Source organism: Arthrobacter sp. Hiyo1 (assembly GCF_001263615.2).
In the GTDB taxonomy this organism is placed as follows: domain Bacteria; phylum Actinomycetota; class Actinomycetes; order Actinomycetales; family Micrococcaceae; genus Arthrobacter.
The window spans coordinates 735314-737414 of the sequence record NZ_DF952468.1; the positions used below are offsets into that span (position 1 = coordinate 735314).

At 64.4% G+C, this 2101-nt stretch carries 2 protein-coding genes and 1 pseudogene; 1 reads left to right on the forward strand and 2 read right to left on the reverse strand.

Features of this window, described 5'->3' with window-relative positions:
* Window positions 1-663 (reverse strand): helix-turn-helix transcriptional regulator (locus AHiyo1_RS03230; protein ID WP_059387606.1); only part of this gene is annotated, 663 nt, incomplete at its 3' end.
* Between the two features lie 60 nt (window positions 664-723).
* Window positions 724-888 carry a hypothetical protein gene (locus AHiyo1_RS24415; protein ID WP_172465477.1) on the reverse strand — a complete coding sequence of 55 codons (165 nt, stop codon included), beginning with the start codon at window positions 886-888 and terminating at the stop codon, window positions 724-726.
* Window positions 889-969: 81 nt separating this feature from the next.
* Here AHiyo1_RS24415 and AHiyo1_RS03235 point away from each other — a divergent pair.
* A pseudogene (locus AHiyo1_RS03235) lies at window positions 970-1937 on the forward strand (GlxA family transcriptional regulator).
* Window positions 1938-2101 lie beyond the last annotated feature (164 nt).

The window sequence follows — 2101 nt, forward strand, 5'->3', positions numbered from 1 at the left end:
CTCGGCAGGCAGGGGGCGCGGCACATACTTTTTCCGTTCGGCCGGGAGCGTGGCGATGCGATCGGCACGGAACGTGCGCCAGTCTTCCCGGTCCACATCCCATGCGACCAGGTACCAGCGCCGCCCGGTGTCGACGAGCCGGTATGGCTCCACCAAACGCCGGCCAGCGTCACCGTCTGCCTTGACATAGTCGAAACTGAGTTGTCGCTTGTCCGCGATCGCCGCGGAGACCACAGTGAGCTGCTGGGGGTCAACCGACGCCGCGTTGCTGGGCAGTGTGGTGACCGCGGCCTTGAGCATCGCGAACTTCGGGCGGAGACGTGAGGGAAGCACCTGCTCGAGCTTGGCAAGGGCGCGGACCGATGCTTCGCCGATACCGGCCACGGGACCCGCCGCCACCGAGTTCAGTCCCAAGGCGACGGCGAGAGCTTCATTGTCGTCAAGGAGCAGCGGCGGGAGCTGGGCCCCGGCGCCCAGTTGGTAGCCGCCGGCTATCCCAGGCGAGGCGTGGATGGGATAGCCGAGGTTCCGGAGCTTGTCGATATCGCGGCGGACGGTGCGCTCCGTGACACCCATCCGCTTGGCCAATGCCGGGCCGGTCCATTCACGCCGGACCTGCAGCAAGGACAGCAATTGCAGGAGCCTTGCGGACGTTTGGATCATGGCACTGAATCTAGCCCACCATGCGGACAAAAGTCGTCCGTGTTGAGGGGCAGGCTGTCCTTAGAACGCGCGCAGTGTCCAGCACGAGTTGTCAGGCAGGTCCCTCGCCGTCCAGGGCTCGGAACGGTCGGGAAGGCGGCCGCGGCCGTCCCGAAGGACCGCTGAGATGGAAGCGGCGGCAGTGATGATGAGGATGATGAAGAGCAAGACTCCGATGAATTCCATGACTCCATCGTGTTCCTCACGCACCCCAAGAAACAGTGGCAGAAATGACCCATTTAGGCAATTTTCTGCCACACTGGATCTATGTTGAAAACGGTGGCAATCATTGTTGTTCCCAACTTCTCGATCTTCGAATTCGGGACCGCCTGCGAGGTCTTTGGCATTGACCGAGCGGACCGGGGGAGTGGCGTTCCCGGCTTTGACTTCAGGGTCTGCACCCCCGTACCGGGAGACGTGAAGATGAAGTCCGGCCTGTCGATGCATGTCGGACTGGGCCTGGAAGCTACGGCCGATGCCGACTTGGTCATCATGGCCCCGTATGGACGGGACGAGGACGTCCCGGAGCCTGTATTGGATGCGCTACGGGCGGCCCACACGCGCGGGGCTTGGGTCATGTCGATCTGCTCCGGGGCGTACGCGCTTGCCCGTGCGGGCCTCCTTGACGGGCGCCGCTGCACCACGCACTGGCACTATTCACAGGACCTCGCCAGCAGGTACCCGCAGATTCATGTGGACGAAAATGTGCTTTACGTCCAGGACGGAACGATCATCACAAGTGCCGGCACGGCCGCCGGCATTGACGCCTGCCTCCATCTTGTCCGCGTCGAGCTTGGCGCAAACGTTGCTGCTGCCATCGCCCGCGACATGGTGGTTCCGCCGCACCGCGACGGCGGCCAGGCCCAGTTCATCGACCGGCCCATGCCCACGTGCGGCTCTGCGCCCATGGAGGCATTGCTGCGCTGGATGGTGGAAAACCTCGAGCATGACCACAGCGTCAACGAACTGGCTTCCCGGCTGCACATGTCCGCCCGGACCTTCGCCCGCCGGTTCCGGGCCGAAACAGGTGCCACACCGGCGGCGTGGCTCAATTCGCAACGGGTGCTCCGGGCACAGGAGCTCCTGGAAAGCACGGAGTTGAACATCGACGAAATTGCGCGCGAAGCAGGATTCGGACATTCCGTGCTGCTGCGGCACCACTTCGCCAAGGTCCTGGCCACGAGCCTCAGTCTTACCGGAGGGCTTTCCGCGGCCAGTTGGCGGAAGTTGGCTAGCGGCGGAGGGTCTCGTGGCCTTCTACCTTGGCGTTCTCCACAAGGGTGTGCCATGGCCCGGTGACCTCGGTCTCCGGGAGCGTGGCACGGTGTTGTCCGGCGCGGATTGAATACATGAACCGGTCGGCTTGCCCGGCAGCTTTCCCGGGTGCCCGCGCGGCCGC

What these genes read in the sequence shown, in the direction of transcription:
- AHiyo1_RS24415 (WP_172465477.1), bottom strand. Translation starts at nt 888, where the DNA reads ATGGAATTCATCGGAGTCTTGCTCTTCATCATCCTCATCATCACTGCC.